This is a genomic window from Klebsiella sp. YJ (assembly GCF_002108615.1).
Taxonomy (GTDB): Bacteria; Pseudomonadota; Gammaproteobacteria; order Enterobacterales; family Enterobacteriaceae; genus Klebsiella; species Klebsiella planticola.
On the sequence record NZ_MTEG01000015.1, the window covers coordinates 23285 to 49425 of the forward strand.

Sequence of the window (26141 nt, forward strand, 5' to 3'; positions counted from 1 at the left end):
TCATGAAGAAAATGTTACGTTTTATCCTGCTGTTGTTGGTAGTGCTGGGCATTGCTGCAGGCGCGGGCATCTGGAAAGTTCGTCAGCTTGCACAGAGCAAGCTGCTGATTAAAGAAGAGACGATCTTCACCTTAGAGGCCGGTACCGGGCGCATGGCGCTGGGTGAGCAGCTGTATGTCGATAAGGTGATCAATCGGCCGCGCGTATTCCAGTGGCTGCTGCGTCTTGAGCCTGAATTATCCCACTTTAAAGCCGGTACCTACCGCTTTACGCCGGACATGACGGTGCGGGAAATGCTGCAACTGCTGGGCAGCGGCAAAGAGGCCCAGTTCCCGCTGCGCTTTGTGGAGGGGATGCGGGTGAGCGACTACCTGCGTCAGCTGCGCGATGCGCCGTATATCAAACATACGCTGGCAGATGACCGCTACGAAACCGTCGCTCAGGCGCTTAACCTCGAGCATGCGGATTGGGTTGAAGGCTGGTTCTGGCCGGATACCTGGATGTATACCGCCCATACCAGCGATGTGGCGATCCTCAAGCGCGCGCATCAGAAGATGGTCGCGCAGGTCGAAAAAGCCTGGGAAGGGCGGATGGATAATCTGCCGTACAAAGATCAGAACCAGCTGCTGACCATGGCGTCCATTATTGAAAAAGAGACGGCGGTTGCCGAAGAACGCGACCGCGTGGCGTCGGTATTTATCAATCGCCTGCGGACTGGCATGCGTCTGCAAACCGACCCGACCGTTATCTACGGTATGGGGGAGAGTTATACTGGCAAGCTGACGCGCAAAGATCTGGAGACGCCGACGGCGTACAATACCTACGTGATCGGCGGTATGCCGCCGGGGCCCATCGCCGCACCGGGAGAAGCCTCTCTGAACGCCGCGGCGCACCCGGCGAAAACGCCCTATCTCTATTTTGTTGCCGATGGTAAGGGTGGGCATACGTTTAACACCAATCTGGCCAGCCACAACCGCTCGGTGCAGGATTATCTGAAAGTACTTAAGGAAAAAAATGCGCAGTAACTATATCGTTATCGAAGGCCTGGAAGGCGCAGGGAAGACCACCGCGCGCAATCTGGTGGTGGAGGCGCTGCAGGAATCAGGTATCAGCGATCTGGTGTTTACCCGCGAGCCGGGCGGCACTATTCTGGCCGAGAAGCTGCGCAGCCTGGTGCTGGATATCCAGTCCACCGGCGATGAAGTCATTAATGACAAAGCCGAAGTGCTGATGTTTTACGCCGCCCGCGTTCAGCTGGTCGAGACGGTGATCAAACCTGCTCTGGCTCGCGGTCAATGGGTCATCGGCGATCGCCACGACCTGTCGACCCAGGCCTATCAGGGCGGCGGTCGCGGTATCGACCAGACGATGCTGGCTACGCTGCGTGATGCGGTACTGGGTAATTTTCGCCCGCACCTGACGCTGTATCTGGATGTGACGCCGGAGGTGGGGTTGAAGCGCGCGCGCGCGCGCGGTGAACTCGATCGCATTGAACAAGAATCGCTGGCTTTCTTCAATCGTACCCGGGCGCGCTACCTTGAGCTGGCGGCACAGGATCCGACTATTCACACCATTGATGCGACGCAGTCGCTGGAAGCCGTCGCAAGTGATATCAAGGCGGTTATCCGCCGGTGGGTCGCGGAGCAAAGCGCATGAAATGGTACCCGTGGTTACGCCCGTCATTTGAACAATTAGTCGCCGGCTATCAGGCTGGACGGGGTCACCATGCGTTACTGCTTCAGGCATTGCCTGGCATGGGAGGGGAGGCGCTGATCTACGCGCTGTGCCGTTATCTCATGTGCCGACAGCCGGAAGGAAATAAAAGCTGCGGGCAGTGCCATAGCTGCCAGTTGATGCAGGCTGGTACGCACCCCGATTACTACACCCTGGCGCCGGAAAAAGGCAAAAGCGCCCTCGGTATTGACGCTGTGCGTGACGTTAACGAAAAGCTTTATGAGCGTTCCCGTCTTGGCGGCGCCAAAGTGGTGTGGGCAGGCGATGCTGCTTTGTTAACGGATGCGGCGGCAAATGCCCTGTTAAAAACGCTGGAAGAGCCGCCGGAAAATACCTGGTTTTTCCTCGCCTGTCAGGAACCCGCGCGGTTGCTGGCTACGCTGCGCAGCCGCTGTCGCCTCCATCACCTCGCGCCGCCGTCAGAGTCCTACGGGCTGGCGTGGCTGGAGCGCGAGGTGACAATGCCTCAGGAGACGCTGCTCTCTGCGCTGCGCCTGAGCGCGAATGCGCCAGCAGCGGCGTTGGATCTGCTGCAGGAGAGTCACTGGGCTTCCCGGCAGCAGCTTACCCAGACGCTGGCTGGCGTCTTAAGCAGCGGCGACTGGCTGGCGCTGCTGCCGATTTTGAATCACGAACAGGCCGCGGTTCGTTTGCACTGGCTGGCATCGCTGCTGCTGGATGCACAAAAACGGCAACAGGGCATCACGCTGGTGAGTAACCCTGATGCCTGGACGCTGGTCAATCAGCTGGCGCAGGCCCTGCCTGCCGCCCGTTTGCAGGCGATCGCCCGCGACGTCAGCGCCTGCCGCGACCAGCTGTTGAACGTGGTTGGCGTCAACCGCGAACTGCTGCTAACCGAGCGCCTTCTGCGCTGGGAACATTACCTGCAACCTGGGACGGTACTTCCCGTATCCCACCTCTGAGCGAGACATTATGTTTTTAGTCGACTCCCACTGCCATCTGGATGGTCTGGATTATCAAACGCTGCACAAAGACGTGGACGATGTGCTGGCAAAAGCCGCGGCCCGTGACGTGAAGTTTTTCCTCGCGGTGGCCACGACGCTGCCGGGATACCGTGGAATGCGTGAGCTTGTCGGACCGCGCGACAATGTGGTTTTCTCCTGCGGCGTACATCCGCTCAATCAGGATGAAGAGTACGATGTTGACGAGCTGCGTAAGCTGGCGGCGGAAGAGGGGGTTGTCGCAATGGGGGAGACCGGGCTGGACTATTTTTACACGCCGGAAACCAAACCCCGCCAGCAGGCTTCCTTCCGCGATCATATCCGCATTGGCCGCGAGTTAAACAAGCCGGTTATCGTGCATACCCGCGATGCGCGCGCCGACACGCTGGCCATTTTGCAGGAAGAAAAAGTGACGGATTGCGGTGGCGTACTACACTGTTTCACTGAGGACAGGGAGACGGCAGGTAAATTGCTGGATATGGGTTTCTATATCTCGTTTTCCGGGATCGTCACTTTCCGTAATGCCGAGCAGCTGCGCGATGCCGCGCGCTATGTTCCGCTCGACCGCCTGCTGGTGGAAACCGACTCGCCGTACCTGGCACCGGTCCCGCATCGCGGCAAAGAGAACCAGCCGGCAATGGTACGCGATGTTGCGGAATACATGGCGGTACTGAAGGGGGTTTCGCTTGAGCAGCTGGCGCAACAGACCACGCAAAATTTCGCCAGCCTGTTCCACATTGACCCCGCCAGACTGTAACCTGCCGATCTTTCTATTATTTTAAGGCTCGTAATTAATAGGTAAAGCGAGTAAAGTTCACCGCCACAAAATGGGCGGTGAAGGGTTTTTTGCAACATCCAGAAACGGATTATGTAAGTTGGTGTAAATTTTTCAACGCTGACTGATTGAAACGTGATAGCCGTCAAACAATGATTCCGTCAATTATTTTACTCTGTGTAATAAATAAAGGGCGCTTAGATGTCCTGTCCACGGCACGGTTCTCCCCCCGTGCCAATGCGTGAAAACGTAAAAAGCACCAAATACTCAGGAGCACTCTCAATTATGTTTAAGAATGCATTTGCTAACCTGCAGAAGGTCGGTAAATCGCTGATGCTGCCGGTCTCCGTGCTGCCTATCGCAGGTATCCTGCTGGGCGTCGGTTCCGCTAACTTCAGCTGGCTGCCAGCCGTTGTTTCCCACGTTATGGCAGAAGCAGGCGGTTCAGTCTTTGCCAATATGCCATTGATCTTCGCTATCGGTGTGGCGCTTGGCTTCACCAATAACGACGGCGTATCTGCGCTGGCTTCCGTTGTTGCTTACGGCATCATGGTGAAAACCATGGCGGTCGTTGCACCGCTGGTTCTGCATTTACCTGCTGAAGAAATTGCGGCCAAACACCTGGCTGATACCGGCGTACTCGGCGGTATTATCTCTGGTGCGATTGCAGCGTACATGTTCAACCGCTTCTACCGCATCAAGCTGCCTGAATATCTGGGCTTCTTTGCGGGCAAGCGTTTTGTTCCGATTATCTCCGGTCTCGCCGCTATTTTCACCGGCGTGATCCTCTCCTTCATCTGGCCACCGATCGGTACTGCTATCCAGACCTTCTCGCAGTGGGCGGCATACCAGAACCCGGTTGTGGCGTTCGGTATCTACGGCTTCATCGAACGCTGCCTGGTACCGTTTGGTCTGCACCACATCTGGAACGTTCCTTTCCAGATGCAGATTGGCGAATACACCAACGCGGCAGGTCAGGTCTTCCACGGCGATATCCCTCGTTATATGGCAGGCGACCCGACTGCGGGTAAACTGTCCGGCGGCTTCCTGTTCAAAATGTACGGTCTGCCGGCTGCTGCTATCGCGATTTGGCACTCCGCTAAGCCGGAAAACCGCGCGAAAGTGGGCGGTATCATGATCTCCGCAGCGTTGACCTCGTTCCTGACCGGTATCACCGAGCCGATCGAGTTCTCCTTCATGTTCGTTGCGCCGATTCTGTACGTTATCCACGCTATTCTTGCCGGTCTGGCCTTCCCGATCTGTATCCTGCTGGGTATGCGTGATGGTACGTCGTTCTCTCACGGTCTGATCGACTTTATCGTACTGTCTGGTAACAGCAGCAAACTGTGGCTGTTCCCGATCGTCGGTATCTGCTATGCCATCGTCTACTACGTTATCTTCCGCGTGCTGATTAAAGCACTGGACCTGAAAACTCCGGGTCGTGAAGATACGACTGAAGACAGCAAAGCCGGTGCGACCAGCGAAATGGCTCCGGCACTGATTGCAGCGTTCGGCGGTAAAGACAACATCACTAACCTTGATGCATGCATCACCCGTCTGCGCGTCAGCGTGGCCGACGTAGCGAAAGTTGATCAGGCTGGCCTGAAAAAACTGGGCGCTGCCGGTGTGGTTGTTGCAGGTTCAGGCGTTCAGGCCATCTTCGGGACCAAATCCGATAACCTGAAAACTGAAATGGATGAGTACATCCGCAGCAACTAAGTCGTGATGTGGGGAGACTAAGGCAGCCGAATGGCTGCCTTTTTTATTGTTCTCAATCTGCCGGCTGAAATCCGGGGTACGTATTAAGGCATAAAAGAGATGTGGGCATCAGCCTTTGATACCCGCGGTGGTGCCAAAAAGGCCCTTAAGCGAGCCCGGCGCAAAGCCTGAAGCCGCAATATGATTAATCCATCAGCAGCTATCACCGTCGCGACATAAGAAAAAGCGCATTCGGGTTGAAAGAGAGGGAGTAACTCGCTCATACTCTTAGGCGAATCCTGTGCATCCGCGTTTATCTGCAGAGGCAGGCCAGAGCACGGTATAAAAATTAATAAGGAATCAGTCATGGCAGAAGAAACGATTTTTAGCAAAATCATTCGCCGGGAGATCCCGTCGGATATGGTTTATCAGGATGAACTGGTGACCGCTTTTCGCGATATTTCCCCGCAGGCGCCGACCCACATTCTGATTGTCCCCAATATCCTGATTCCTACCGTCAACGATGTGACCGCTGAACATGAACTGACGCTGGGGCGCATGATGACCGTTGCGGCAAAAATTGCGCGTGATGAAGGTCTTGCTGATGATGGCTATCGTCTGATTGTCAATTGCAACCGCCACGGCGGCCAGGAAGTCTACCATATCCACATGCACCTGCTGGGCGGTCGCCCGCTAGGCCCGATGCTGGCTCACAAAGGTTAATCGATGCGCGCAGCTCATTTCGGCCCGCTTCTGGCGGCTGTGCTCCTGGTCGGGTGCGGTTCCCATGCGGAAATCCCCGTTGGTGAACAGCAGACTCTGGTGATGGAATCCAACGTGCTGGCGGCGGGCATCAGCGCCGATGCGCCAGAGGTCACGGCCTCAGAGATTCAGGCAACCGCCACCTCCAGACTGTTTAATGAACGACAGGAACCGATCACCGTGCATTACCGCTTCTTCTGGTATGACGCCAGAGGACTGGAAATGCATCCGCTGGAGCCGGCCCGGAGTATCACGGTGCCTGCGCACTCTTCTGTCACCTTGTACGGTAGCGCAAATATTTTGGGGGCACATAAGGCCCGCCTGTATCTTTATCTGTAAGGGGTAATTGTAATGATTAAAATGTGTCGCTACGCGTTAATCACGGCACTGGCGATATTCCTTGCCGGGTGCGTGGGGCAACGTCAGGAGCCCGCTCCCGTTGAGGAGGCGCAGCCGAAGCCAACCCAGCCCGCGCAGCCGCAGCCGACGGTGCCAACCGTACCTACGGTTCCGACTATTCCGGAGCAGCCAGGGCCGATTGAACACGAGCAGCAGCCGGCACAGCCAGCGCCGCGCGTGCGTCATTATGACTGGAATGCGGCGGTACAGCCGATGGTGGGGCAAATGCTGCAGGCGGGCGGCGTCAATGCGGGCAGTATTCTGCTGGTCGACAGTGTGAATAACCGCACCAACGGCACGCTGAACGCCGGAGAGGCGACGACGGCGTTGCGCAATGCCCTGAGCGGCAATGGCAAATTTACGCTGGTGTCTGCCCAGCAGCTGGGAGTGGCAAAACAGCAGCTGGGTTTATCCCCTCAGGATAGTCTCGGCAGCCGCAGCAAAGCGATGGGGATTGCCCGTACCGTGGGAGCTCAGTACGTGCTGTACTCGAATGCGACCGGCAACGTCAATTCACCTGAGCTGAAAATGCAGCTGATGCTGGTGCAGACTGGCGAGATTATTTGGTCAGGTAAAGGTGCCGTTCAGCAACAGTAAACTGACGCGCGATGAGGTGTTGTCGCGCTTTTTCCCCCGCTATTCACCTGTCGCCGGCCTGGGCCAGAATGGCCTGAGCGGCGGCAGCTGTATTATCAGCGACGGCGTCCGGCGGCTGGTCCTGCGCCAGCCGCACGACCCCGACGCTCCCGCTCGTGATTTCCTCCGCCAGTACCGCACCCTGTCTCGCCTGCCGAAGACCGTCGTCCCCGCGCCGCTTTTTTATTCGCCGGGCTGGCTGGTGGCGGAATATTGCGATGGCGAGATGAAAAGCACGCTTCCGGAGTGCCCGCAGCTGGCAGGGTTATTGTATCATCTGCACCGGCAGTCGCGTCTGGGCTGGTATGTGGCGCTGGCGCCGCTGCTTGAACGCTACTGGCTGGCCTGTGATCCTGCGCGGCGTACGCCGCTGTGGCTGCGTTGGCATAAACGTTTGTTGCAGCGCGGCGAGCCTCGTCCTCTGCGGCTGGCGCCGTTACATATGGATGTGCATGCCGGCAATATTGTCCATACGAAAGCGGGGCTGCGGTTGATCGACTGGGAATATGCGGGCGATGGCGACATTGCGCTGGAGCTGGCCGCGGTGTGGATTGCGCCGGCGGCGCATCGCCAGCTGGTCACCGCATATGCCCGGCTGGCGCGTATTGATGAGCGGCTGCTGTGGCGGCAGGTACAACGCTGGCGTCCTTGGGTCATATTGCTGATGGCGGGCTGGTATGAACGCCGCTGGCAGCAGACCGGCGACCGGCAATTTATCACGCTGGCAGATGAAACATGGTGTCAGTTAGACAAAGAATGAAAAGGATAAGAGAGGTCAGTGTGGGTCCGGTAATGTTGGATGTCGAAGGGTTTGAACTGGATGCGGAAGAGCGTGAGATTCTCGCCCATCCGCTGGTGGGCGGGCTGATTTTATTCACCCGCAACTATCACGATCCGGCCCAACTGCGGGAACTGGTGCGCCAGATCCGCGAGGCTTCGCGCAATCATCTGGTGGTGGCCGTCGATCAGGAAGGCGGGCGCGTACAGCGCTTTCGCGAGGGGTTTACCCGACTGCCGGCCGCGCAATCTTTTGCTGCGCTGCTGGGGATGGAAGAGGGCGGCGCGCTGGCGGCTCAGGCCGGTTGGCTGATGGCCAGCGAGATGATCGCGATGGATATCGATATCAGCTTTGCGCCGGTTCTTGATGTCGGCCACATCAGTGCCGCGATCGGTGAACGCGCTTATCATGACGATCCGGATAAAGCGCTGGCCATCGCCCGCCGCTTTATCGACGGTATGCACGAGGCGGGGATGAAAACCACCGGGAAACACTTCCCGGGACACGGTGCCGTGACCGCGGATTCGCATAAAGAGACGCCGCGAGATCCGCGCGCTGAAGCTGAGATTCGGGCCCGGGATATGGCGGTTTTCCGCACCCTGGTGGCGGAAAATCGTCTCGATGCCATTATGCCTGCCCACGTTATCTACAGCGATGTGGATCCGCGCCCGGCCAGTGGTTCAGCGCACTGGCTGAAGACGGTGCTGCGCGGTGAGCTGGGTTTCGACGGGGTCATTTTCTCTGACGATCTGTCGATGGAAGGGGCAGCGATCATGGGCAGTTATGCCGAACGTGGGCAGGCATCGCTGGATGCAGGTTGCGATATGATCCTGGTCTGCAATAATCGTAAGGGTACGGTCAGCGTGCTGGATAACCTGTCGCCGATCAAAGCAGAGCGTGTTACGAAATTGTATCATAAAGGTTCATTTACCCGTCAGGAGTTAAGGGATTCTGCCCGTTGGAAGACGGTTAATGCGCAGCTGGAGCAGCTCCACGCGCGTTGGCAAGAGGCGAAGTCTGCGTAATTGACCTGAAGTCTGGTGAGGATGCGATGATTATCTATTTACACGGTTTTGACTCAAACAGTCCCGGAAACCATGAGAAAGTGCTGCAGCTGCAGTTTATCGATCCCGATGTGCGTCTGATAAGCTACAGCACGCGGCACCCAAAACATGATATGCAGCACTTGTTAAAAGAAGTCGATAAAATGCTGCAGCTTAATACTGACGATCGGCCGCTGATTTGCGGCGTCGGTCTGGGCGGCTATTGGGCGGAACGGATCGGTTTCCTTTGCGATGTGCGTCAGGCCATTTTTAACCCCAATCTGTTTCCCGCAGAAAACATGGAAGGTAAGATCGACAGGCCTGAAGAGTATGCTGATATCGGGACCAAGTGCGTCAACAACTTCCGCGAGAAAAACCGCGATCGTTGTCTGGTGATACTCTCCCGCCAGGACGAAGCGCTGGACAGCCAGCGTTCTGCTGACCTGCTGCATCACTACTATGAAATCATCTGGGATAATGAGCAGACCCACAAATTCAAAAACATCTCCCCCCATCTGCAGCGGATAAAAGCCTTTAAGACGCTAGGCTGAACCGTTCCTGGACTCCGGCCCGCCGTATGTGAATACGGCGGGCTTTTTTTATGGCGCCAGTGATGGCATGGTTAAAAAACAGGCGGTAAAACTTGATGCATATCAATTTTGGTATGACCAATGACCCGTTCATGGTATTCTCAATTTCGCTGAATGGTTTCACTGCTGTAACTTGTTGTTAAATAAGAGCTATTTATATAACTTTTAATTAACAATTGGTTAATATTTTTAGGGGGTCTCGTGACTACACCATTGAAAAAAATCGTAATCGTAGGTGGCGGTGCCGGTGGACTGGAACTGGCGACTCAGCTGGGGAGAAAGCTGGGGCGTAGCAAAAAAGCGAAAATCACGCTGGTGGATCGTAATCATAGCCATCTGTGGAAGCCGTTGCTGCATGAAGTGGCGACCGGTTCGCTCGATGAAGGCGTCGATGCGCTGAGCTATCTGGCCCACGCCCGCAACCACGGTTTCCAGTTCCAGCTGGGTTCAGTGGCGGATATTAACCGTGAAGCGAAAACCATTACGCTGTCCGAGCTGCGTGACGAGAAGGGCGAGCTGCTGGTCGCCGAGCGTAAGCTGCCGTACGACACGCTGGTGATGGCGCTGGGCAGTACCTCTAACGACTTTAATACTCCGGGCGTCAAAGAGAACTGTATTTTCCTTGATAACCCGCACCAGGCACGCCGTTTCCATCAGGAAATGCTGAACCTGTTCCTGAAATACTCGGCTAACCTCGGCGCCAACGGCAAAGTCAATATCGCGATCGTGGGCGGCGGGGCTACCGGCGTTGAGCTCTCCGCTGAGCTGCACAACGCGGTGAAACAGCTGCACAGCTACGGTTACAAAGGGCTGACTAACGAGGCATTGAACGTGACTCTGGTTGAAGCGGGTGAGCGCATTCTTCCTGCGCTGCCGCCACGTATTTCCAGCGCCGCTCACAATGAACTGACAAAGCTTGGTGTACGCGTCCTGACGAAAACCATGGTGACCAGCGCCGATGCCAACGGTCTGCACACCAAAGACGGCGAGTTCATTAATGCCGACCTGATGGTCTGGGCGGCGGGGATCAAAGCGCCGGACTTTATGAAAGAGATCGGCGGTCTGGAAACCAACCGTATTAACCAACTGGTGGTTCAGCCAACGCTGCAAACGACGCTCGACCCGGATATTTATGCGATCGGCGACTGCGCATCCTGCGCGCGTCCGGAAGGTGGATTTGTGCCACCGCGCGCCCAGGCGGCTCACCAGATGGCGACCTGCGCATTGAATAATATTCTGGCGCAGATGAAAGACAAGCCGCTGAAGCCCTACGTCTATAAAGATCACGGTTCGCTGGTTTCGCTCTCCAACTACTCGACCGTGGGGAGCCTGATGGGCAACCTGATGCGCGGTTCCATGATGGTCGAAGGACGTATTGCGCGTTTCGTGTATATCTCTCTGTACCGTATGCACCAGATTGCGCTGCACGGCTACTGCAAGACCGGTCTGATGATGCTGGTAGGGCGCATCAACCGCATCATTCGTCCCCGTCTGAAGCTGCACTGATAGTCTGTTTGCCTCGTTCCCGGATTGTGCCGCCAGGCCCGTTTGGGATGGTAACAAGGTGAACATTGAGCCGGCAATCTCCTTGCCGGCTCAATGACAGAATTTCTGTCTGCCATTTCGCGCATAACATCTCGGATTCCTCTGAATCCACTCCGTTTGCCGCTTTTCCCCGCATTTTTCATCCGCTTTCTCATTTGCAAGGTCCCCGGGTCGATAGCAAAATTGTTTCTATCAGCAACAAGGGAGGATACCCCGTGAATAAATCAATGTTGGCGGGTATAGGGATTGGCGTGGCTGCCGCGCTGGGTGTTGCAGCTGTCGCTGGTCTTAACGTCTTAGATCGTGGCCCGCAATATGCGCAAGTGGTGTCCAGTACACCGATAAAAGAGACCGTAAAAACTCCGCGTCAGGAATGCCGTAACGTCACCGTGACCCATCGTCGTCCGGTGCAGGATGAAAACCGCATCGCCGGCTCCGTTCTTGGCGCCGTTGCCGGCGGGGTCATCGGCCATCAGTTTGGCGGCGGTCGTGGTCGCAGCGTGGCGACCGTCGTGGGCGCTCTGGGCGGCGGTTACGCCGGTAACCAGATTCAGGGTTCGATGCAGGAAGGGGATACCTACACCACCACGCAGCAGCGCTGTAAAACGGTGTATGACAAGTCGGATAAAATGCTGGGCTACGATGTGACCTACAAAATTGGCGAACAGCAGGGAAAAATCCGCATGGAACACGATCCCGGGACGCAGATTCCGCTGGACAGTAACGGCCAGCTGGTCCTCAACAACAAAGCGTAAAAAAGACGTGACTGTTATTTGCCCCTCCTGCACTCAGGCTGAGGGGCTTTTTTTATCAGAAGCTGACGGCGTAGTTCAGGCCAAAGGTACGGCCGCGACCTTTGTATTCATACAGTGAACTGCTGCCGTAGGTCGGGCTATAGAGCAGCGGGGCGCGCTGTCCCCAGATGGTGACATAGTCTTCGTTCAGCAGGTTCTCGATGCTGAAGGTCAGTTTGCCCACCGGGAGCGCATAGCTGCCGATAAAGTCTACGGTATTATAGCCGTCGAGCTTATTACCGCTGGCATCGCTCAGGTCGAATACCTGCTGGGTTTGCACGCGCAGCGACCACGGATCCGGCGCCCAGCCGACCCAGGCGGTGGCTTTAGATGGCGAAGCGAGAGTCACATCCCATTTCTGCCAGCTACCGTCACTCTTCACCTGAGATTTCAGCACGTTGAAGTTCGCACCTGTGCTCCAGTCGCTATCCGGGAAGAAGTAATCGACGGCCCCTTCCACGCCGTAAATACGCCGCTTGTCGGACTGGACGTCGATCGTCATATCGGTGCGGTTAACGACAATGGTTTTGTCCGAGGTGGAGTAGTATGCCGCCAGCTGCGTGCGCAGGTTATCGCCGGTGTAACGCCAGCCCAGTTCGTAGGAGTTGACTTTGATCCCCTGCAGCGGCGAATCACCCACGTTGACGCTCGACAGCAGGGGATAGTTGCCGTTGACCGCCGCGCCGTATTTGCCGATACCATAGTATTTACCCGGGTCCGGCAGCTCGACGCCCTGCGAGAAGTTAAACCAGGTCTGCTGGCGGTCGGTGAGGTGGGCGACAATACCGGCGTTAAACAGGAAGTTATCATAATCCGTTTTACCGCCCGGGATGGCATCGGCCGAGTTCACTTTGCCGCTGGCGACATCCTGCTGCTGGGCGTAGCCGACAAAATCATCAACCCGGTTTTCCGTCCATTGATAGCGCACGCCGCCGCTCAGGGTGAAAATATCATTCAGGTCATAACTACTTTGCAGGAACGGCGCCAGGTTTGTAATGCTATAGCCCGGGTAGCGTCCTGTCGTGTAGATAGACTCGTTGTGCAGGCCGCCTGACGCCATCGAAGTGTTCAGATCGAAGAACATCTGGTTGGCATTAAAGGTCTCATGATCGGCATCCAGCCCCCAGGTCAGATCCCAGCCGTCAAGCGGTTGGCTGTTGAGGGTAATCTTCGCACCGTACTGATCGGTATCCTGTTTAGATGAGGAGAAGCTGCTGACCTGACCTTTGGTGAGCGTCGGGAAGGGGTAAAAGGTCAGCGACTCGTCGCGATAATAGATCTGGCTGACCAGATTCTGGCCATAGAAATCGGCATCGGAGTATTGCAGGCTAATCAGATGCCGTTCGGTACCAGGAACGCGGTCGGAATTAAGCCCGTCGGTGGTATAGGCTTTGCCCTCACCGGTGACGGCCGACATGTTTTTGCCGAGATACAGGCCGTAATCATCGCCCTGGCTTTTATAGTATTGCGTCACCAGCTGCAGCTGACGGTTATCGTCGATGTTGATGGTGCCGGTGCCCATGACATCGAGGCGATCCGAGTGCTGCAGGCCGGTCTGCGTATTATCGAGGACCAGCGCATCGTTATTGCCATCATACCAGCCGCCAAAGCGCTGATAAGCCACCGATAACCGTCCGGAAGCATGGTCGGTGCCGCCGCTGACCGCCGCCGCCACGCGTTCGTCGTGATCGTTGCTGTTGGCAAATCCGCTTTTGCCGCCTAATTCCAGATCCACCTGGCGTTCCTGCTGCCCTTTTTTGGTCACGATATTGATCAGGCCGCCGGTACTGCCGCCGCCATACAGCGAAGTGGCGCCGGAGATGACTTCAATATGCTCAATGTTGAACGGGTCGATAGCGTCGAGCTGACGGCTGTCGGTACGGGAAGAGTTGAGGCGAACGCCGTCGATCAGCACCACGATGGCCCGTCCACGCATGTTCATTCCGTAGTTGGTTCGTCCCTGGCTGCTGACATCAATTCCGGGAATCAACTGGGCCAGGACGTCTTTGAACTCCTTTCCTCCCTGAACCTGTTGTTCTATCTCCTGACCTTCGATAACCCACGTGGTTTGCGCCATTTCGGCGACGGTGCGGTGAGTTCGGTTGGCGCTAACGATAATGTTTTCTTCTTCCGCCTGCGCGGCAAAGGCGGGCAGGGCGGTGGCCAGCAGCAGTGGGTTAAGCACCCAGAGACGCTTGTTCATACGCATTCCTTTTATGAGTTAACTGCAGTCATGTTGTTTTTAGTGTTCGATGCGGGCGCATCGGTTGTTACAGATGGAAATAAGCAGAAAAACTTAAAAGCGGATTTTGCACGTAGTGATTATTGTTATCAATATCATTTACAACAAAATTGATACGTAACAGTGTGAAAACATGAGTAAAACTGGGGTTAATCAGGAAAGACAGGGGAAAACCCGGTGGCGATTGTCACCGGGGAAGCGCAGATTAGTGCTGGAGGATTTGCGGCCACAGCCGCAGGGTGGTATCGGCGATTTGCATCAGCCTGGTGAAATCAGCCCCTTCGCGTGCGCTGATGGACATCCCTTGCAACACGCAGTTTAAGAACTGCGCCAGCTGTCGCACATCGCCGTTTTGCGGCAGTTCGCCGCGCAGCTGCCGCTGCTGGAGGAACTGGGTCAGCGTTTGTTCCTGCATCGCGTGCCGCGACTTAATGGTATTGGCGATCGCGGTAGATGATGCCGCCAGCGCCGCGGACGTATTGATCATAAAACAGCCTGCCGGCGTGTCTTTACTGGTAAAGCAGGTGGCAATGGCGGTGAAATAGTCTCGCAGCGCCTGATCAACTGATTTTTCTTCGGCAAACAACAGCGCTTCGTGTCTGGCGGCAAAACGTGAAATATAGCGATCCAGAACCGCGCGAAATAACCCTTCCTTGTTGACGAACTCAGCGTACAGCGTCGGTGCTTTTGCCCCGGTCGCCTCCACCAGATCGGCAAGAGAAGTTGCCTCGTAGCCGTGCTGCCAGAAAAGTGCCATAGCCTTATCCAGCGCCGCTTCCTTGTCGAACACTTTGGGTCGGCCACGGCTTTTTTTTGTGCAACTTTGAACGTCAGTTGTCATGATGCCGCTGTACCTATGTTGGTTTGTTGAAGAGGCATTATAAAAATAAACCTTACAACCTTCCAGCGCTGAACCCGCAAAAATAAATAATTCATATATGTATGAATTTTAAGTTGTTTATAAATAAATAAACGATCGTTATAAAAATTCATTGACGTGTGATATAGGTCACATTATTATTTACCTATCGATCGTTAAGTTAATTCTTGCGACCCTACTAAAAAAATCATCTGCATAGGTATAATAATCATGAAAAACATCAAAACGCTGACGCTTGCCGCCGTGCTGAGCTCTCTTTCTTTCGCCAGCTTCGCGGCTGTTGAAGTGCAGTCCACACCTGCCGGCCAACACAAAATCGGTACCGTTTCTGCCTCCGCCGGGACAAACCTGGGCTCGCTGGAAGACCAGCTGGCGCAGAAAGCGGAAGAAATGGGCGCCACCTCTTTCCGTATCACCTCAGTAACGGGTCCAAACACCCTGCATGGCACTGCGGTTATCTACAAATAAGTTTCGTTTTACCCCTGTCATGCCACTGACAAAACGCGACCCCTGACCCCTTTATCAGGCCGCGAGCAGTAAGTTGTTCCCTGTTATGCCACTTACGTGACGCGGTTTTCACCCCTTTATGAAACCGCGAAGCGTCGCACTATCGTTTTACCCCGTTTGTTATCCCATAAAAAAACCGCCCCCCGGGGCGGTTTTTTTATTTCTGTCTAAGCACTTACAATGACTGTTCGCCAGCATTGTGATGACGGGTAACGTCAATCGGCATACCCGAACGCAGCACCATCGCACGATCCATCACCGTCTGATCGGTCTGCGCGGCCTGCTTAAACGCCGACATCTCGCTATTCAGGACTATTGGCAGCGTCTGCGGATCGTCATTTAAGTGTTTGGACAGCGGCTGATGGATTTCCACCAGACGTCTGCCGTCAGGCTCCACGGAGACTTTTACTGGCGTGTTGATAATATTGACTTTCGTCCCTGGGGTAACGAGGTTAAACAGGGTTTTGATGTCGTCATCGCGCAGGCGGATACAGCCGGAGCTTACGCGCATTCCGATGCCAAAATCGGCATTCGTGCCGTGCAGCAGATAGACGCCGCCGTAGGCCGCAAGGCGGATAGCATGGTGCCCCATCGGGTTATCCGGCCCGGCAGGTACCACGCCCGGGAGTTCTATTCCCATCGCTTTATACCGTGCGCGAATATTCGCCGTCGGCGTCCAGGTTGGATTTGCGCGCTTGTCGGAGACGGTGGTGATCATCGTCGGAGTAAGAGTATCCCCTCCCAACTGGCCGATACCAATAGGGTAGACGGTGACCTCATTTTTCCCCGGCGGGTAGTAGTAGAGGCGAAGCTCGGCGAGGTTGATTACCAGCCCTTCGCGCGGCGCTTCCGGCAGTAGAGTCTGCAGCGGAATGGTCAGTACGCTGCCGGCACGCGGAACGTAAGGATCGACGCCGGGATTTGCCTGAAGCAATGCCAGAAAGCCCACGTTGTATTTTTTGGCGATAGCCTCCAGCGAACCGCCGTCATTCTGGACGACGTGAAACTGATTTTGCCCGACGAGGCGGCTACCTGAAGGCGGTAAGGGCCAGGTATTGGCGCGGGCAGGGAGGGCCAGGACGCCAGCAACGGCCGCCATTGCCAGCCACAGTGAAAAACGCGATACGAAAGTAGCCATAATAAATAAGTGGTTATTTTTTATGAGGAAACAGACGGGGATTATCGCGCGGGTCTCTGTGGGGAAACCCTGGTGAATTGCAAAATGTTTGTAAAGTTTACCGGGTGTGACCGTGAAGGAAGAAAAAGGCGCGGAAGACGGTGACGGGCACCGCCTCCGCGCTGCGATTAAGCGGTTGCGTTCTCTTCTAACTGACGCATAAACTGGCGAACCCACTCCATCCGCGTTTTACGCTCGCCAAGTTCCTGCATGAACTTCAGCCGCGTCGGGCCATCCAGGCGGAAGTGCTGAGGCTGTTTTTGCAGCAGGCCAATCAGCCACACCGGGTTGACGTTGTTCTTTTCATTGAACTCAATCACGCCGCCTTTCTCATTGCCCTCCAGCTTACGGATACCCAGCTTCTGCGCCTGTTGACGCAGGCGGGCGATATCCAGCAGGTTTCTCGCCGCATCCGGTAGCGGGCCAAAGCGGTCAATCAGTTCGACTTTAATCTCTTCCAGGTCGTGCTCATTCCTGGCGCTGGCAATCCGCTTGTAGAACGAGAGTCGGGTATTCACATCAGGAATAAAGTCGTCCGGCAACAGTGAAGGCATACGCAGCTCAACTTCAGTCTGCTGGCTGGTCAGATCCTCAAGCGAAGGTTCGCGTCCGGCTTTCAGCGCATCGACAGCATTCTCCAGAAGCTCCATATAGAGCGAAAAACCGATGGTGGTCATCTGCCCGCTCTGATCTTCGCCCAGCAACTCGCCGGCGCCGCGGATTTCCAGGTCATGCGTGGCCAGCGCGAAACCGGCGCCGAGATCCTCCAGCGAGGCGATGGCTTCCAGACGCTTTTGCGCATCGGTGGTCATTGCTTTCGGGTGCGGCGTCAGCAGCCAGGCATAGGCCTGATGATGCGAACGGCCGACGCGTCCGCGCAGCTGGTGCAGCTGAGCCAGACCGAAATGGTCCGCGCGCTCGATGATAATGGTATTGGCGGTCGGGATATCGATCCCGGTCTCAATGATGGTGGTACAGACCAGTACGTTAAAGCGCTGATGGTGGAAATCATTCATCACCCGTTCCAGCTCGCGCTCGCGCATCTGCCCGTGACCGATGGCAATACGAGCCTCCGGCACCAGCTCCGCCAGCCGATCCGCCGCTTTCTGGATATTCTCCACGTCGTTATAGAGGTAGTAGACCTGGCCGCCGCGCAGCACTTCACGCAGAATCGCCTCGCGAACCACCAGCGAGTCATACTCCCGGACGAAAGTTTTCACCGCCAGACGGCGAGCGGGCGGGGTGGCAATAATGGACAGATCCCGCATTCCGCTCATCGCCATGTTCAGCGTTCGTGGAATCGGCGTGGCGGTCAGCGTCAGAATATCGACATCGGCACGCATCGCCTTGATTCGCTCTTTGTGGCGAACCCCAAAGCGATGCTCTTCATCGACGATCAGCAGCCCAAGGTCACGCAGTTTGACTTCACTTTGCAGCAGCTTATGCGTGCCGATAAGAATATCGATTTTACCTTCGGCGGCCTGTTCAAGAATCTGCGCCTGCTCTTTCGCGCTGCGGAAGCGCGACAGCATTTCAATACGTACCGGCCAGTTGGCAAAGCGGTCGCAGAAGTTATCGAAGTGCTGCTGCGCGAGCAGGGTGGTCGGCACCAGGACCGCGACCTGTTTGTGGTTCTCCACTGCCAGGAAGGCGGCACGCATTGCCACTTCGGTTTTACCGAAGCCGACGTCGCCGCAGACCAGGCGGTCCATGGCCAGCGGCTGACACATGTCGCTGAGAACGGCATTAATTGCCTGCGCCTGATCCGGGGTGGTTTCAAAGGGGAAACCGTCGCAGAACAGCTGGTACTGTTCGCGATCGTGCTTAAAGGCAAAGCCCGATTTCGCCGCGCGCTGGGCGTAAATATCGAGCAGTTCTGCCGCCACATCGCGCACTTTTTCTGCCGCTTTCTGCCGCGCGCGCGCCCAGGCATCGCCGCCGAGTTTATGCAACGGCGCGCTCTCTTCTGCGCCGCCGGCGTAGCGGCTAATCAGATGCAAGGATGACACCGGTACGTACAGTTTGGCCTCGTTGGCGTAGGTCAGCATCAGGTATTCCCCTTTGATGCCGCCGGCTTCCAGCGTGGTCATACCGGCGTAACGGCCAACGCCATGCTCCAGGTGCACTACCGGCTGGCCGATATGCAGTTCCGCCAGGTTACGGATTAAGGTGTCGGGGTTAATGGTGCGGCGTGAATCCTGGCGACGGCGCGCCACGCGCTCGCCCAACAGGTCGCTTTCGCAAATCAGTGCCAGATCACGCTGGCTATCGATAAACCCATGTTCGGCGGCGCCAATCATCAAATAGCGGCCGTTGCCGGTGGCTTCTTCCAGCCGCAGAATATGTTTTGGCGCAATTTTGATGCGCGCCAGCACTTCGCCCAGCGCTTCCCGGCGACCTTCGCTCTCAACCGAGAATATGACCGGGCCGGTAAAGGCTTCAAGGAAACGGCGCAGATTGTCCAGCGGCGCTTTGTTCTGCGCCTGTACAGAGAGGTCCGGCAGCTTCTGATAACCGAGGTTAATGTTGGCGGCTTTCTCGGCCAGACGTTCCGTTTTTAACTGAATGCGCGGCCATTTTTTCAGCTCGCTGAACAGTTCGTCAATCCGCAGCCAGAGCTGTTCCGGCGGCAGCAGCGGACGCATCGGGTCGACGCCGCGGCTTTCGAAGCGGGCGCGGGTTTCGTTTTGAAAACGCCCGGCGCTGGCTTCCAGATCGCCGGTATTCACGATCAGGGCGTTCGCCGGGAAGTAGCTGAACAGCGGCGGCAGAGGCTCACTGAAAAACAGCGGCTGCCAGTATTCGATACCGGTCGGTAATGTCCCTTTACTGACCTGCTGATAGATATGTTCGGCGTCGCGTTTGACCTCAAAGCGATCGCGCCACTGGCTACGAAACAGCTCAATCGCCGCCTGATCGGTCGGGAACTCATGGGCGGGCAGCAGATTAATGGCGGCCACCTCTTCCAGCGTACGCTGGCTGTCGACGTCGAACAGGCGCAGGCTGTCGATTTCATCATCGAAGAAGTCGAGGCGATAGGGTTGCTCGCTCCCCATCGGGAACAAGTCAAGCAGGGCGCCGCGGGTGGCATACTCTCCGTGCTCCATCACCTGATCCACATGGCGATAGCCGGCGCTGTCCAGCTGAGAGCGCAGGGCATCACGCGACAGACGCTGGCCTTTTTTCATCACCAGCGCATGTCCGTGGAGGAAATTATGCGGACAGACGCGCTGCATGAGGGTGCTGACCGGCACGATCAGTACACCGCGCTGCATGGTGGGTAATTGATAGAGCGTGGCGAGGCGGGAAGAGATAATGTCCTGATGCGGCGAGAAGCTATCGTAAGGTAGCGTTTCCCAGTCTGCCAGGCCTGTCACCATGCTGTCGGTAAACTGGCGAACTTCATCGTTCAGGCGCAGGGCATTTTGCATATCGGGGGCGACGAGGATAACCGGCCCACCGTGGCGCTCGGCCATTTCCGCAACCAACGTGGCACAAGCCGCGCCGGTTAATTCACCGAGGTGCCGCTGTTCGCCGGGCTTGACCGGCAGTGTGTATCGGTATTGTTGAGGCATAGCTGTTATCAGGATCCCTTCTTGATTCGCTCTATATGTGTACCCTAAATATTCGAATTGCTGCTCAAAAACACCTCAGGCATTGTTGAACAGCGCTTGCACTGACCCCGAAGGGGCTAGGCCATAGGCCAGGTTACGCGGCAAGTGAGCGACAAATTCGTCAGAAACGAACCTGAACAGTCGACGATGCCTCTGGCAAGGGACAAAGAGGTCCCTCATTTTGCCGATTGCTGCCCGATGAGCTTACGCAGGTAAGTGATTCGGGTAAACCAGCGTCGCCAATGCACATGCAGCTTGCAGTATGACCGGTATATAAGGGCAAATCGCTAATATTCAATGTTGATGATTATCCGCGATTGACCCGTATTCGCCAACCTGATTGACGGTAAGAGGGCCCGCTACGGTGAAAGATTCTGATAGATAAGCGCTGACTAATCAAATATCCATTTGATTTATCTTTACTTTTTTCTTATTACGCGACAAAAACTTACCGTTTCAGTGATTTACGCGTTGTGCTATGCCATATATACTCGTGCATCGGCTATCAGCAACCAGATGGATTACATGTACCAACCTGCCGCACTCTTTATCGGCCTTCGCTACATGCGCGGGCGCGCAGCCGACCGCTTCGGTCGTTTCGTCTCCTGGCTATCCACCATCGGCATTACGCTTGGCGTGATGGCGCTGGTGACCGTGCTTTCGGTCATGAACGGCTTCGAGCGCGAGCTGCAGAACAACATCCTGGGGCTGATGCCGCAGGCCATGATTAGCGCACAGCAGGGCTCGGTGAACCCTCAGCAGCTGCCGGAAAGCGCCATCAAGTTACAGGGCGTCACGCGCATAGCGCCATTAACGACCGGCGATGTGGTGCTGCAAAGCGCCCGCAGCGTCGCAGTTGGCGTGATGCTGGGTATCGACCCGACGCAAAACGATCCGCTCACTCCCTATCTCGTTAACGTGAAGCAAAGCGATCTTCAGGCCGGCAAATATAACGTCATTCTTGGCGAACAGCTGGCCGGTCAGCTGGGGGTTAACCGCGGCGACCAGATTCGCGTCATGGTGCCTTCAGCCAGTCAGTTCACGCCAATGGGGCGGGTGCCCAGCCAACGCCTGTTTAACGTGATCGGCACCTTTGCCGCCAACAGTGAAGTGGACGGCTATCAGATGTTGACCAATATCGACGATGCCTCGCGCCTGATGCGCTACCCGCTGGGCAACATTACCGGTTGGCGCCTGTGGCTGAGCCAGCCTTTACAGGTGGATACCCTCAGCCAGCAGACGCTGCCGCAGGGAACGAAGTGGCAGGACTGGCGCGAGCGGAAAGGCGAGCTGTTCCAGGCCGTGCGCATGGAAAAAAATATGATGGGCCTGCTGCTGAGCCTGATTGTGGCCGTCGCGGCGTTTAATATCATTACCTCGCTGGGGATGATGGTCATGGAAAAACAGGGCGAGGTGGCGATTTTGCAAACCCTGGGGCTGACCCCGCGACAGATTATGCTGGTCTTTATGGTCCAGGGGGCCAGCGCCGGGATCGTCGGAGCCTTGCTTGGCGCCGCACTCGGCGTACTGCTCGCCAGCCAGTTAAATAATTTAATGCCGATTATCGGCGCGTTCCTTGACGGCGCTGCGCTGCCGGTCGCAATCGAGCCTTTCCAGGTGACGATTATCGTACTGGTGGCCATGGTGCTGGCATTGTTATCTACGTTGTATCCTTCCTGGCGCGCTGCCGCCACTCAACCCGCTGAGGCTTTACGTTATGAATAAGATCCTGCTGCAATGCGACAATCTGTGCAAACGCTATCAGGAAGGCAGTGTGCAAACCGACGTGTTGCACAATGTCAGCTTCAGCATTGAGGAAGGGGAGATGATGGCGATTGTCGGTACCTCGGGTTCCGGGAAGAGTACGCTGCTCCATCTGCTCGGCGGGCTGGATACGCCGACCTCCGGCGATGTGATTTTCTCCGGGCAGTCGATGAACCGGCTCTCCGCAGCCGCGCGAGCCGACCTGCGTAACCGTGAGCTGGGCTTTATCTACCAGTTCCACCACCTGTTGCCGGATTTCACCGCCCTCGAAAACGTGGCAATGCCGCTGCTGATTGGCAAACAGAAAGCAGCGGATATTGAACGTCAGGCTAAGGCGATGCTGCATGCCGTGGGGCTGGAACACCGCAGCAACCACCGCCCGTCAGAGCTTTCCGGCGGCGAGCGCCAGCGGGTGGCGATTGCCCGGGCGCTGGTCAACAAGCCCCGGCTGGTGCTGGCGGATGAACCGACCGGTAACCTCGATGCCCGCAACGCCGACAGTATTTTTCAGCTGCTGGGGGAACTGAACGTTGCCCAGCGCACCGCTTTTCTGGTGGTGACCCACGACCTGCAACTGGCCAAACGGATGAACCGCCAGCTGGAGATGCGTGATGGCCATCTGGACGCGGAACTGACCCTGATGGGGGCCAGGTAATGACTTCTCCGTTATCGTTATTGATTGCCCTGCGTTTTAGCCGCGGACGGCGACGTGGCGGCATGGTGTCGCTGATTTCGGTGATTTCAACCATCGGGATTGCGCTCGGGGTGGCGGTATTGATCGTCGGCCTCAGCGCAATGAACGGTTTTGAACGTGAGCTGAACAACCGCATTCTGGCGGTGGTTCCGCATGGCGAAATCGAGCCGGTGAAGCAGCCGTGGACCAACTGGAACGACGCGCTGGCGAAGGTGGAAAAAGTTAAAGGGATCGTTGCCGCGGCGCCGTACATTAATTTCACCGGGCTGGTGGAGAGCGGCAGCAACATGCGCGCCATTCAGGTCAAGGGTGTCGATCCGCAGCAGGAAAGCCGCCTGAGTTCGCTGCCTCAGTTTGTCCAGAATAACGCGTGGGCTAATTTTAAAGCCGGCGAACAGCAGGTCATTCTCGGTAAAGGGGTGGCGGATGCGCTGCACGTGAAGCAGGGCGACTGGGTTTCCATCATGATCCCCAACTCTGATTCCGAGCATCAGCTCCTGCAGCCGAAACGCGTCAGGCTGCATGTGACCGGGATTTTGCAGCTCAGCGGCCAGCTCGATCACAGTTTTGCGATGATCCCGATGAGCGATGCCCAACAGTATCTGGATATGGCTGGCAGCGTGACCGGGATTGCGATTAAAGTCACCGATGTGTTCCACGCCAATACGCTGGTGCGTGATGCCGGCGAAGTGACCAACAGCTACGTTTACATCAAGAGCTGGATCGGAACCTACGGTTATATGTATCGTGATATTCAGATGATCCGCGCCATTATGTACCTCGCGATGGTGCTGGTGATCGGCGTGGCCTGCTTTAACATCGTTTCCACCCTGGTGATGGCGGTGAAAGATAAAAGCAGCGATATTGCGGTACTGCGTACGCTCGGGGCGAAAGATGGCCTGATCCGCGCCATTTTTGTCTGGTATGGTTTGCTTGCCGGTTCGGTCGGGAGCCTGATTGGTGTGGCGATCGGCGTCATTTGTGCGCTAAATCTGACGTCCATCATCAACGGCCTCGAATACCTGATCGGGCACAAATTCTTGTCCGGCGACATCTATTTTATTGACTTCCTGCCGTCTGAACTGCACTGGCTGGATGTTATTTATGTGCTGGTGACGGCACTGTTGCTGAGTTTGCTGGCCAGCTGGTATCCCGCCCGCCGCGCCAGCCGCATTGACCCGGCGAGGGTGCTGAGTGGCCAGTAATTCAGTGGATTGCGGGGAATGAACCGGTAGGTCGGGTAAGGAGAAGCTGCCACCTGACATTGCGCCCGGTGGCGCTTCGTTTGCGCGGACCTACAAGAATCTCTGTTATCCACTCTTTACGTCCTGACCTTTTCGGTCAGTAAAGAGGAATGGCTATGTACTACGGATTTGATATTGGCGGCAGCAAAATAGCGCTGGGCGTGTTTGATAAAGCGCGGCGATTGCAGTGGGAAAAACGCGTTGCCACGCCGAAGGAGAGTTATGCCGACTTTCTACAGGCGGTAGAGGCGCTGGTCCGTGAAGCTGACGGCCGCTTTGACTGTCAGGGGACGGTAGGGATTGGTATTCCGGGGATGCCGGAAACCGCGGACGGCACGCTGTATGCCGCCAACGTCCCCGCTGCCAGCGGCCAGTCGCTGCGCAGCGATCTGAGCGCCCGGCTCGGGCGTGAAGTCCGTCTGGATAACGACGCCAACTGCTTTGCTCTCTCCGAAGCCTGGGACGATGAATTTACGCAATACCCGCTGGTGATGGGGCTGATTCTCGGCACCGGGGTGGGCGGCGGCCTGGTCCTCAACGGTAAATCGATTACCGGACATAGCTATATTACCGGTGAATTTGGCCATATCCGGCTGCCGGTAGATGCGCTGGAGGTCGTGGGGCGTGATTTCCCGCTCACCCGCTGCGGCTGCGGTCAGCTGGGCTGCATTGAAAACTATCTCTCCGGCCGCGGTTTTGCCTGGCTCTATGAACATTTCTATCAACACACCTTAACCTCTCCCGAAATCGTGGCGCTCTGGCAGCAGGGCGATGCGCGGGCGCACGAGCACGTCGAGCGCTATCTTGACCTGCTGGCGGTCTGTCTGGGTAATATTCTGACGATTGTTGATCCGGATCTGCTGGTGCTTGGCGGAGGATTGTCTAACTTTACTGCCATAAGCGAAGGGCTGGCGCAACGCCTGCCGCGACATTTACTTCCCGTTGCCCGGGTGCCGCGTATTGAACGTGCGCGCCATGGCGATGCCGGAGGCATGCGCGGTGCGGCCTTCCTTCATTTGACTCATTAACCACAGGGGGAGCTATGTTGTCGCGCCGCTTACACCGATTGAGCCGTTTTCGTCGCAATAAACGTCGCTTGCGTGAACGTCTGCGCCAGCGGATTTTTTTTAAAGAGGATAAGGCGGCTGTGGAAACAACAGATAAACCCAGGGTTGTGGTGCTGACCGGCGCGGGCATTTCGGCGGAGTCCGGGATTAAAACGTTTCGCGCGGCCGATGGTTTGTGGGAAGAGCACCGGGTGGAAGATGTGGCGACGCCGGAAGGCTTCGCCCGCGATCCTGCGCTGGTGCAGGCGTTTTATAACGCCCGTCGCCGGCAGCTGCAAAGCCCGGAGATAGCGCCGAATGCGGCACATCAGGCGCTGGCGCGGCTGGAAGCGGCGCTGGGCGATCGATTTGTGCTGGTTACCCAGAACATTGATAACCTGCACGAACGCGCGGGAAATCGTCGGGTGATTCATATGCACGGCGAGCTGTTGAAGGTGCGCTGTTCGTGGAGCGGACAGGTACTGGAGTGGACCGGAGACGTCACGGCGGAAGATAAGTGCCACTGCTGCCAGTTCCCGGCGCCGTTGCGTCCGCACGTGGTCTGGTTTGGCGAGATGCCGCTGGGGATGGATGACATTTACAGCGCGCTGGCCGATGCCGATATCTTCATCGCCATTGGCACTTCCGGGCACGTTTACCCGGCGGCAGGTTTCGTGCACGAAGCCCGTCTGCAGGGGGCGCATACCGTGGAACTTAATCTCGAGCCCAGCCAGGTCGGCAGCGAATTTGCCGAAAAACACTACGGTCTGGCGAGTGAGGTTGTTCCGGCATTCGTCGACCGGCTGTTGAAAGATCTCTGATCCCGTAACGCTACGGCTTTGATTGCTAAAGCTCAGGTCGGAGGAGAGTGGTTTCCCGGTGTTTCGAGGGCCCCTGCAGGCGATCCTGCGGTGGCAGGATGAGGGGATAAAAAGGGGTTACCTGCCCAACCGGCAGGCCACCCCTTTGACCTCGTCGTCGGGCTGCGCGGTTATTGTTTACCCATCGTGTCTTTGCCCATCTTGTCTTTCGCCATGGCATCTTTGGCCATGCTGTCTTTGCTCATTTTATCCTTCGACATGCCATCTTTAGACATACACTCTTTTTTCATGCCATCTTTTGTGCAGTCGTGAGACATCTTGCCCATGTTATCTTTGGCCATATTATCTTTAGCCATATTATCGGCAGCGTAGGCGCTGGACATACCGAAAAGTAAAGCAGAGCACATCAGTAACGTATTAATCTTTTTCATTTTGC

At 56.4% G+C, this 26141-nt stretch carries 24 protein-coding genes; 19 read left to right on the forward strand and 5 right to left on the reverse strand.

The window, feature by feature from the left end:
- Positions 1–2: 2 nt before the first annotated feature.
- The 13 genes from yceG (at position 3) to BV390_RS16645 (ending at position 11677) form a co-directional block, all read left to right on the forward strand.
- Entirely contained in the window at positions 3–1025 is a 1023-nt protein-coding gene (yceG, locus tag BV390_RS16575; RefSeq protein WP_032688344.1) for a cell division protein YceG, read from the forward strand.
- Positions 1015–1656, forward strand: a complete 642-nt coding sequence (gene tmk / locus BV390_RS16580) for a dTMP kinase (protein ID WP_032688343.1) — start codon at positions 1015–1017, stop codon at positions 1654–1656. The genes yceG and tmk overlap by 11 nt, the downstream gene beginning before the upstream one ends.
- A complete protein-coding gene (gene holB, locus BV390_RS16585) occupies positions 1653–2657 on the forward strand; it encodes a DNA polymerase III subunit delta' (RefSeq protein WP_032688342.1) in 1005 nt (334 codons plus the stop codon). The genes tmk and holB overlap by 4 nt, the downstream gene beginning before the upstream one ends.
- Before the next feature lie 10 nt (positions 2658–2667).
- A complete protein-coding gene (locus BV390_RS16590; RefSeq protein WP_004860525.1) occupies positions 2668–3453 on the forward strand; it encodes a metal-dependent hydrolase in 786 nt (261 codons plus the stop codon).
- Between the two features lie 303 nt (positions 3454–3756).
- Positions 3757–5190, forward strand: a complete 1434-nt coding sequence (gene ptsG / locus BV390_RS16595) for a PTS glucose transporter subunit IIBC (protein ID WP_004860526.1) — start codon at positions 3757–3759, stop codon at positions 5188–5190.
- Between the two features lie 345 nt (positions 5191–5535).
- Complete coding sequence (hinT, locus tag BV390_RS16605) at positions 5536–5892, forward strand: purine nucleoside phosphoramidase (RefSeq protein ID WP_004860530.1); 357 nt, start codon at positions 5536–5538, stop codon at positions 5890–5892.
- 3 nt (positions 5893–5895) lie between these two features.
- Complete coding sequence (locus tag BV390_RS16610; RefSeq protein ID WP_015584643.1) at positions 5896–6270, forward strand: YcfL family putative periplasmic lipoprotein; 375 nt, start codon at positions 5896–5898, stop codon at positions 6268–6270.
- 21 nt (positions 6271–6291) lie between these two features.
- The gene (gene lpoB, locus BV390_RS16615; protein WP_162180106.1) at positions 6292–6927 is read left to right on the forward strand and encodes a penicillin-binding protein activator LpoB; all 636 of its coding nucleotides are present in this window, start codon (positions 6292–6294) and stop codon (positions 6925–6927) included.
- Entirely contained in the window at positions 6908–7726 is an 819-nt protein-coding gene (gene thiK / locus BV390_RS16620) for a thiamine kinase (RefSeq protein WP_032695740.1), read from the forward strand. Before lpoB ends, thiK begins: the two co-directional genes overlap by 20 nt.
- Before the next feature lie 20 nt (positions 7727–7746).
- Complete coding sequence (gene nagZ, locus BV390_RS16625) at positions 7747–8769, forward strand: beta-N-acetylhexosaminidase (protein ID WP_085397121.1); 1023 nt, start codon at positions 7747–7749, stop codon at positions 8767–8769.
- A 26-nt stretch (positions 8770–8795) separates the two neighbouring features.
- The gene (gene ycfP / locus BV390_RS16630; protein ID WP_032688339.1) at positions 8796–9338 is read left to right on the forward strand and encodes an alpha/beta hydrolase YcfP; all 543 of its coding nucleotides are present in this window, start codon (positions 8796–8798) and stop codon (positions 9336–9338) included.
- 240 nt (positions 9339–9578) lie between these two features.
- A complete protein-coding gene (locus BV390_RS16640; RefSeq protein WP_032688338.1) occupies positions 9579–10883 on the forward strand; it encodes an NAD(P)/FAD-dependent oxidoreductase in 1305 nt (434 codons plus the stop codon).
- 254 nt (positions 10884–11137) lie between these two features.
- The gene (locus BV390_RS16645) at positions 11138–11677 is read left to right on the forward strand and encodes a glycine zipper 2TM domain-containing protein (RefSeq protein ID WP_048619515.1); all 540 of its coding nucleotides are present in this window, start codon (positions 11138–11140) and stop codon (positions 11675–11677) included.
- Positions 11678–11732: 55 nt separating this feature from the next.
- On the opposite strand, the gene BV390_RS16650 is transcribed toward BV390_RS16645, so the two are convergent.
- Together BV390_RS16650 and BV390_RS16655 are read right to left on the reverse strand one after the other, a co-directional pair.
- Positions 11733–13919: a TonB-dependent siderophore receptor gene (locus BV390_RS16650; RefSeq protein WP_032700297.1), complete on the reverse strand. Its 2187-nt coding sequence runs from the start codon at positions 13917–13919 to the stop codon at positions 11733–11735.
- A gap of 244 nt (positions 13920–14163) precedes the next feature.
- Complete coding sequence (locus BV390_RS16655; protein WP_032688336.1) at positions 14164–14799, reverse strand: TetR/AcrR family transcriptional regulator; 636 nt, start codon at positions 14797–14799, stop codon at positions 14164–14166.
- Between the two features lie 249 nt (positions 14800–15048).
- On the opposite strand from BV390_RS16655, the gene bhsA reads away from it, so the two are divergent.
- Positions 15049–15306: a multiple stress resistance protein BhsA gene (gene bhsA / locus BV390_RS16660; protein WP_004860548.1), complete on the forward strand. Its 258-nt coding sequence runs from the start codon at positions 15049–15051 to the stop codon at positions 15304–15306.
- A gap of 214 nt (positions 15307–15520) precedes the next feature.
- Here bhsA and ldtC read toward each other — a convergent pair whose 3' ends face one another.
- The gene (gene ldtC / locus BV390_RS16665; RefSeq protein ID WP_032688335.1) at positions 15521–16483 is read right to left on the reverse strand and encodes a L,D-transpeptidase LdtC; all 963 of its coding nucleotides are present in this window, start codon (positions 16481–16483) and stop codon (positions 15521–15523) included.
- A 167-nt stretch (positions 16484–16650) separates the two neighbouring features.
- Positions 16651–20097, reverse strand: coding sequence for a transcription-repair coupling factor (gene mfd / locus BV390_RS16670; RefSeq protein WP_032688334.1), 3447 nt, complete (start codon positions 20095–20097; stop codon positions 16651–16653).
- A 564-nt stretch (positions 20098–20661) separates the two neighbouring features.
- Here mfd and lolC point away from each other — a divergent pair.
- From lolC to cobB, 5 genes are all read left to right on the forward strand, one after another.
- Entirely contained in the window at positions 20662–21861 is a 1200-nt protein-coding gene (lolC, locus tag BV390_RS16675; RefSeq protein WP_123198868.1) for a lipoprotein-releasing ABC transporter permease subunit LolC, read from the forward strand.
- Positions 21854–22555 (forward strand): lipoprotein-releasing ABC transporter ATP-binding protein LolD, encoded by a 702-nt coding sequence (lolD, locus tag BV390_RS16680; RefSeq protein WP_032688332.1) that lies wholly within the window; start codon positions 21854–21856, stop codon positions 22553–22555. Before lolC ends, lolD begins: the two co-directional genes overlap by 8 nt.
- Entirely contained in the window at positions 22555–23799 is a 1245-nt protein-coding gene (gene lolE, locus BV390_RS16685) for a lipoprotein-releasing ABC transporter permease subunit LolE (protein WP_032688331.1), read from the forward strand. The genes lolD and lolE overlap by 1 nt, the downstream gene beginning before the upstream one ends.
- Positions 23800–23954: 155 nt before the next feature.
- Complete coding sequence (nagK, locus tag BV390_RS16690; RefSeq protein WP_032700293.1) at positions 23955–24866, forward strand: N-acetylglucosamine kinase; 912 nt, start codon at positions 23955–23957, stop codon at positions 24864–24866.
- A 14-nt stretch (positions 24867–24880) separates the two neighbouring features.
- Positions 24881–25705: a Sir2 family NAD+-dependent deacetylase gene (gene cobB / locus BV390_RS16695; protein WP_032688329.1), complete on the forward strand. Its 825-nt coding sequence runs from the start codon at positions 24881–24883 to the stop codon at positions 25703–25705.
- 170 nt (positions 25706–25875) lie between these two features.
- Here cobB and BV390_RS16700 read toward each other — a convergent pair whose 3' ends face one another.
- Positions 25876–26136, reverse strand: coding sequence for a pentapeptide MXKDX repeat protein (locus BV390_RS16700; protein ID WP_032695744.1), 261 nt, complete (start codon positions 26134–26136; stop codon positions 25876–25878).
- Between the last annotated feature and the right edge of the window lie 5 nt (positions 26137–26141).